General features: G+C 71.8%; 6 protein-coding genes. 5 read left to right on the top strand and 1 reads right to left on the bottom strand.

The window, feature by feature from the left end; all coding sequences use genetic code 11:
* Positions 1-354: 354 nt before the first annotated feature.
* Entirely contained in the window at positions 355-2,199 is a 1,845-nt protein-coding gene (locus K6I34_RS27845) for a thiamine pyrophosphate-requiring protein (protein WP_229329920.1), read from the top strand.
* Positions 2,200-2,220: 21 nt separating this feature from the next.
* On the opposite strand, the gene K6I34_RS27850 is transcribed toward K6I34_RS27845, so the two are convergent.
* Positions 2,221-2,793, bottom strand: coding sequence for a TIGR03086 family metal-binding protein (locus K6I34_RS27850; RefSeq protein WP_229329922.1), 573 nt, complete (start codon positions 2,791-2,793; stop codon positions 2,221-2,223).
* Between the two features lie 311 nt (positions 2,794-3,104).
* Here K6I34_RS27850 and K6I34_RS27855 point away from each other — a divergent pair, with 311 nt between their 5' ends.
* The 4 genes from K6I34_RS27855 to K6I34_RS27870 form a co-directional block, all read left to right on the top strand.
* A complete protein-coding gene (locus K6I34_RS27855; RefSeq protein ID WP_229329924.1) occupies positions 3,105-3,986 on the top strand; it encodes an oxaloacetate decarboxylase in 882 nt (293 codons plus the stop codon).
* A 149-nt stretch (positions 3,987-4,135) separates the two neighbouring features.
* Positions 4,136-4,957: a methyltransferase domain-containing protein gene (locus K6I34_RS27860; RefSeq protein ID WP_229329925.1), complete on the top strand. Its 822-nt coding sequence runs from the start codon at positions 4,136-4,138 to the stop codon at positions 4,955-4,957.
* Between the two features lie 124 nt (positions 4,958-5,081).
* Positions 5,082-5,432 (top strand): VOC family protein, encoded by a 351-nt coding sequence (locus K6I34_RS27865; RefSeq protein WP_229329927.1) that lies wholly within the window; start codon positions 5,082-5,084, stop codon positions 5,430-5,432.
* Positions 5,433-5,655: 223 nt separating this feature from the next.
* A partial coding sequence (locus K6I34_RS27870) for a protein O-mannosyl-transferase family (RefSeq protein ID WP_229329929.1) occupies positions 5,656-7,088 on the top strand: 1,433 nt, incomplete at its 3' end.

A 7,088-nucleotide genomic window follows, 5' to 3' on the forward strand; every position in this document is an offset into this window, starting at 1 on the left:
AGCGCGGACTGCCCGTGCTGCCGGAGCTCGCCGCACGCCTCGCCGGCGAGGCGTGCGGCGAGCTCCGGCAGCACGGGCAGTCCGCGCTCCGGCACGGCGACGGCCGTGAGCGCCGGAAGGCTCGCCTGCATCCGTATCCTCCGCGTGGTCCGCTTCTGCGGCTACCTTCGCAGATCAGGAAACCGGGGGCGCCCCGACACGCGCCCCTTCAGGGGCGCGGGGAACTGCGCGACAAGCCCCCACCGGCCCGCAGCCGCCCGCAGAGCGCAAGAGGCACCCCAGTAGGCGCACCGCCCAGCGGCGCAGCCCATAGGCACAGCGTTTCGGAAAAAGGAAAACGGTTACCCCACCCCCATGAGCAGCCAGAAAGTGTCGGACTTCCTTCTGGCCCGACTACGCGCCTGGAACGTGGACCACGTATTCGGCTATCCGGGCGACGGCATCAACGGCCTGCTCGCCGCCTGGGAGCGGGCCGACAACCAGCCCCGCTTCATCCAGTCCCGGCACGAGGAGATGTCCGCGTTCGAGGCGGTCGGCTACGCGAAGTTCAGCGGGCGGCTGGGCGTGTGCGCGGCGACGTCCGGGCCGGGCGCGATCCACCTGCTCAACGGGCTCTACGACGCGAAGCTCGACCACGTGCCGGTGGTGGCCGTCGTCGGGCAGACGCACCGGTCGGCGATGGGCGGCGCGTACCAGCAGGAGGTGGACCTGCACTCGCTGTTCAAGGACGTGGCGTCCGACTTCCTGGAGACGGTGAACGTCCCCGAGCAGCTGCCGAACGTCCTCGACCGGGCGATCCGCATCGCCTACGCGCGCCGCGCCCCCACGGCCGTCATCGTCCCCGGCGACGTCCAGGACCTGGACTACTCCCCGCCCACGCACGACAGGAAGATGGTGCCCTCCAGCCTGGACCGCAGCGGCTGGCAGGCGGTGCCCTCGGACGACTCGCTGCGCCGGGCGGCGGAGGTGCTCAACGCGGGCGAGAAGGTCGCGATCCTCATCGGGCAGGGCGCGGCGGGCGCCCGGGCCGAGACCGAGGAGGTCGCGGACGTCCTGGGCGCCGGGGTGGCGAAGGCCCTGCTGGGCAAGGACGCGCTGAGCGACGAACTCCCTTATGTGACGGGCGCGGTGGGCCTGCTGGGCACCCGACCGTCGTACGAGCTGATGCGCGGCTGCGACACGCTGCTGACGATCGGCTCCAGCTTCCCGTACGCGCAGTTCCTGCCGGAGTACGGCCAGGCGCGCGGGGTGCAGATCGACATCGACCCGCACCTGATCGGGATGCGCTACCCGTACGAGGTGAACCTGATCGGTGACGCGCGGGCGACCCTCCAGCGGCTGCTGCCGCTGCTGCGCCGCAAGGAGGGGCGCGCGTGGCAGGAACAGGTGATCGCGGGGGTGCGACGCTGGGAGGAGGTCATGGCCGGACGCGCGGCGGTGGCCGCCGAGCCGATCAACCCTGAGTACGTGGCGCGGGCGCTGTCGCCGCTGCTGCCGGACAACGCGATCCTCACCTCCGACTCGGGTTCGGTCGCCAACTGGTACGCGCGGCACATCGGCATGCGCGGCACGATGCGGGGCTCGCTGTCGGGGACGCTCGCCACGATGGGCTGCGGGGTGCCGTACGCGATCGGCGCGAAGTTCGCGCACCCCAACCGGCCGGTGGTGGGGCTGGTCGGGGACGGCGCGATGCAGATGAACGGCATGGCGGAGCTGATCACCGCCGCCAAGTACCACGCGCAGTGGGACGACCCGCGGCTGGTCGTCGGCGTGTGGAACAACCACGACCTCAACCAGGTGACGTGGGAGATGCGGGCGATGAGCGGTTCCCCGCAGTTCCTGCCGTCGCAGCAGCTGCCCGACGTGTCGTACGCGGCGTTCGCGCGCACGATCGGCCTGACCGGCATCCGGGTGGAGCGCCCCGAGCACGTCGAGGGGGCCTGGCGCCAGGCCCTGGCCGCGGAGGGCCCGGCGGTCGTGGAGTTCCTGACGGACCCGGACGTCCCGCCGATCCCGCCGCACGCGGACTGGGACCAGATGGAGAACACGGCGGCCTCGGTGCTCAAGGGCGACACGGCGCGCGCGGGCATGGTGCGGCAGGGCATCAAGGCGAAGGTGCAGGACTTCCTGCCGGGCGGCGCGAAGGGCGGCGCGAAGGGCGCGAAGAAGCATCCGGAGAAGCGACACCCGGAGAGGTGAACAGGCCGACTTGACCGGGCGTCAGACCTGACGGCCCAGCAAGGACAGCAGACGGGTCTGCGCGTCGGCGCCCTCGGGCGGTTCGACCGGACGGGCGAACAAGCCGGACCCGGCGAGGGAGTCGGCGTACGGGCCGACCTCGCGGCGGGTGAAGTCGACGAGCGCCTTCGGGAGGTGTTCGTCGGCGCCGATGCCGCGGGAGAGGTCCCACGCGTGCACGACCGCGTCCGCCGTCATCTGGGCGACGTAGGCATCGGCGCCGGTGGGGCCGTAGGAGAGCGTGACGGTCCGCTGCAGCGCGCCCGGCGCGGCGAACGCCTCGCGGGCGGCGCCTGCCGCCGTGTCCCAGGCGGCGACCGGGTCGTCACCGAGGACGTCGCCGTCGTACACGTCACCGACGTCCTTCAGGCTCGCGCCCTCCAGCAGGGGCGGCACCCAGAGCTGTTCGGCGGTGAGGTGGTTGACGAGGTCGCGCACGGTCCACTCGGCGCAGGGCGTCGGCGCGTCCCACTGCCGGGTGCCGACGGCGTGCACGCGGTCGGTGAACAAGTCGAGGGCCTCGCCGTGCCGGGCGAGCAGCGTACGGGACGTCATGGCACCCATTGTCGGCGCGGACCGGGGTGTCGGCGAGGCGAGGGGCGCTCGTGTCTCAAAAGCACCGCGGCAACCTCTTTTTTACTTTGCCAACATTGCCGCATGACCATTCCTTGACTAACGTCCGGATGGCACTTACACCGACCCGAACACGAACGAAGGCCGGGACCCCCGCCCGCCAGCGTGAGTTCCCGGCCCCGCCCCTGCTGCGCATCCCAGACGATTTTCTGTGACGCGTCGTCACCGGCTCGGCTTCAACAGGTAGTTCGCCGGTTCGACGCGTCCACGCAACCCAACGTTCGGAGGGTACCGTGAACCACCCCAATCGGCTACGTGCGGCCATCGCGGAAACCGGGACGACGCCGCTGATCGGCGTCTTCGACATGTTCTCCGCCTCGGCGGCCGCCCAGCACTACGACGGCATGTTCGTCTCGGGCTTCGGCTTCGCCGCGTCCCACTACGGGCTGCCGGACATCGGCTTCATCGCCTGGCCCGACCTCGTGGCCTTCGTCCAGCGGCTACGGCTGGCGTTCCCCGGCCGGCACCTGCTCGTGGACATCGACGACGGCTACGTCGACCCCGAGACGGCCTGCCACGTCGTACAGCACCTGGAGGCGATCGGCGCCTCCGGCGTGATCCTGGAGGACCAGAAACGCCCACGGCGCTGCGGACACGTGGACGGCAAACAGGTGCTGCCGCTGGAGGAGTACCTGGACAAGCTCGACATGGTCCTCGCGTCGCGCCGCGACCTCGTCGTCGTCGCCCGCACCGACGCCACGGAGGAGGCGGAGATCCTGCGCCGCGCGAAGGCGCTCGCGGCGACGGACGCGGACGTGGTCCTCGTCGACGGCGTGCGCAGCGTCGACTGGATCCGCAAGGTCCGCGAGGTCATCGGTGACAAGCCGCTGCTGTTCAACCAGATAGCGGGCGGCAAGTCCCCCCGCCTGTCCCTGCCGGAGCTGTCCGAACTCGGCGTGGACGTGGCGATCTACAGCACCCCGTGCCTGTTCGCCGCCCAGACGGCGATGGACCGCGCCCTGACCGGCCTCAAGGAGGCCGAGGGCCGGCTCCCGGAGTTCACGGCGGACAGCGTCGGGGTGGCGGAGTGCCTCGCCCTCCTGGAGAAGAACATCAGCCGTCATCACGCGCACGTGCCTCCGGCGGTGCGGCAGGTCCCGGTGACGGTGCGCTGACGGCTCCGCCGGGGTCCTGGTCCTGGGCCTGGGCCTGGGCCTGGGCCTGGGCCTGGGCCTGGGCCTGGGGCTCCGCCCCGGGCCTCGGTTGGTGCCCGAATATTGAGACGCCATTCCCGGAATATGGGCGGCACGTCTACGGTGAGGGAATGCCGGAACCGAACGGACGAACCACCGCCGTCTATACGCACGGCCACCACGAATCCGTACTGCGCTCGCACAGTTGGCGCACCGCCGCCAACTCGGCCGCCTATCTGCTGCCGGAGCTGACGCCCCGTCTGAGGATCCTGGATGTCGGCTGCGGCCCGGGCACCATCACCGCCGACCTCGCCGCGCACGTCCCCGAGGGGAGCGTGACGGGGCTCGACCGCGCGGAGGACGTGCTCGACCGGGCCCGTGCCGTCGCCCGTGAACGAGCCCTGGACAACGTGGACTTCACCGTCGGCGACGTACAGGCCCTGGACTTCCCCGACGCGTCGTTCGACGTCGTGCACGCCCACCAAGTACTCCAGCACCTCGGCGACCCGGTGGGCGCGCTGCGCGAGATGCGGCGCGTATGCCGCCCGGGCGGCGTCGTCGCGGTGCGCGACGCGGACTACGCGGGCATGGCCTGGTACCCGCGCGTGCCGGGCTTGGACGAGTGGGTGGACGTCTACCGGCGCGTCGCCCGCGCGAACGGCGGCGAACCCGACGCCGGCCGCCGCCTGCTCTCCTGGGCACACGCCGCGGGCTTCACCGACATCACCGCGGGCGCCTCCGTCTGGTGCTACGCCACCCCGGAGGAACGCGCCTGGTGGAGCGGCCTGTGGGCGGACCGCACGGTCGCCTCGGCGTACGCGCGCCACGCCGTCACCGGCCACCACGCGGACGAGGCGGGCCTGACCCGCATCGCGGAAGCGTGGCGCGAGTGGGGCACGCACGCGGACGCGTGGTTCACGGTCCTCCACGGAGAACTCGTCTGCCGGGTGTGACCCCTGGCCCCGCCGGACGGCCGCGCGGTGCGGTCGCGCGGCATGGTCGCGCGCTGCGGTCGCGTGGCGCGGTTGCGTGGCGCGGTTGCGTGGCGCGGTTGCGTGGCCAACTAGCCTTGTTCCCATGAACATTCTGGGGACTTCGCTAAGGGTGTGCGTCACCGATCTGGAAGCCGCCATCGCGGTCTACGAACGTCTGACCGGCGCGGAAGCGCTCCGCTTCCAGCGCGGCGGCGTGTCGGTCGCCGCGGTCGGCTGCTTCTTCCTGATGAGCGGGCCGGAACGGGAGCTGTCGATCCTCCGGAAGATCACGGCCACCATCGCCGTCTCCGATATCGACGAGTCGCTCGCCGATCTCCGCGCGGTCGGCGCGGAGATCATCGCGGGGCCGGTGCCGACGCCGATCGGACGCAACCTGGTGGCCCGGCACCCGGACGGCATGGTTCTGGAGTACGTCGACCGCAAGCCCGACTGAGCCGTACGCGGCTATCACCGCTCGCACTACGTCGCCACCCTCCAGGAGGGCCCTGAAGCCCCGGCGCGGAACCCAAGCCGTCCGCGCCGGGGCTTCCTGCGTTCGATCCTTCATCCGATCTTTCATTCGATCTTCAGTTGACCTCGGCCGCGTCCCTGTTTCATCATGCTTTCACTATTCAGTTAGTGAAAGCATGATGAAGATGAAGGGAGGCCGGTGCGTCATGGCGACGCTGGCCCCGCTCCGGCCGCCCTCGGTCCCCCGGGCCCGGAAGACATTCGTCCGGCGGCCCTGGACACCCCTCGGTCACGCCTCCGACCTGCGGCGATGGTGGGTTCCCGGCATTCCGGCGGCCGTGGTGTGCGCGCTCGGGCTGTGGGGGATCGGCCGGCAGCGCAGCATGTGGCGCGACGAGGCCGCGACCTGGCAGGTCGCCCACCGTTCGCTCGGGGAGATCCGGCACCTGCTGGACGAGGTCGACCTCGTCCACGGCCTGTACTACGCGCTCATGCACGGCCTCTTCGCCGCCTTCGGGGACAGCCTCGTCACGCTGCGGCTGCCGTCCGTACTGGCCATGGCGCTGGCCGCCGCGCTCACGTCCTCGCTCGGCGCCCGGCTCGCCGACCCGTGGGCCGGTCTGGGCGCGGGGCTCGTCTTCGCCCTGCTCCCGCCTGTGCAGCAGTATGCCCAGGAGGGCCGGGCATACGCCCTGGTCACCGCGGCCGTGGCGCTGGCCACGTGGCTCCTGGTCACCGCGCTCGAACACCCGCGCCCCGCGGCCGCCCGGTGGCGGTGGGGCGCGTACGCCGTGACCCTGCTCGTCGGCGCGCTGCTCAACTGGTTCTCCTTGCTCGCGCTGCCCGCCCACGCCCTCACGGTCGCGCTCGCCCGGCCGGGGCGGGTGCGGCTGACGCGCTGGGCCATGGCCTCGGCCGCGGCCGTCGCCGGGGCGCTGCCGCTGATCGTGGCCAGCCGGGCCCAGTCGTTCCAGGTGTCCTGGATACGCCCGCTGACCTGGCCCGCGCTACTGGGCATCGCCCTCGTCGTCGCCGGGGGCTGCCTTTGCGCCCGGATCCGGATACCGCACCGGCGGGTGGGAGGCGTTTCTCTTGCGTCGGTGGCACTGCCGTTGTTGGCCGTTCCTCAACTGGCGCTTGTGCTGGTGTCGTTGATCCAGCCCGTGTATCTCGTGCGGTACGTCCTCTACACGCAGGTGGGGCTGGCGCTCCTGGCCGGGCTTGCGGTCGGCTGGGCGGTGGTAGGGATGGCTGGGGTGCGTCGGCGGCGGCTACGGCTGCGGCTGCGGCCGGGAGCGCTGCTCGGGGTGGCCGCCGTGGTGGCCTTCGCCGCGCTTCTGCCCGTCGAGTTGCGGCTGCGCGGGCCGCACAGCCGCGTCGACGACGTCCTGTCGACCGCCGACCGCGTCGCGCGGGTCGCCCGACCGGGTGACGCGGTCCTCTTCGTCCCGGCGGCCCGGCGCGACACGGCTCTCGTCTCGCCGGACAGGTTCACCGGCCTCAAGGACATCGCCCTGGCCGAAAGTCCGGAGCGGTCGGGGACGTTGAAGGGTGAGGAGGCGACTCCGGGGGAAATACGGGCGGCGATGCTGCGGGAGCGGCGCATCGTGGTGATAGGCGATGCGGTGGGGGTGAGGGG

It is taken from the genome of Streptomyces sp. UNOC14_S4, assembly GCF_020740835.1.
Lineage (GTDB): Bacteria > Actinomycetota > Actinomycetes > Streptomycetales > Streptomycetaceae > Streptomyces.

Coding starts and splice junctions, on each gene's coding strand:
- K6I34_RS27845 (WP_229329920.1), top strand. CDS start 355: ATGAGCAGCCAGAAAGTGTCGGACTTCCTTCTGGCCCGACTACGCGCC.
- K6I34_RS27850 (WP_229329922.1), bottom strand. CDS start 2,793: ATGACGTCCCGTACGCTGCTCGCCCGGCACGGCGAGGCCCTCGACTTG.
- K6I34_RS27860 (WP_229329925.1), top strand. CDS start 4,136: ATGCCGGAACCGAACGGACGAACCACCGCCGTCTATACGCACGGCCAC.
- K6I34_RS27865 (WP_229329927.1), top strand. CDS start 5,082: ATGAACATTCTGGGGACTTCGCTAAGGGTGTGCGTCACCGATCTGGAA.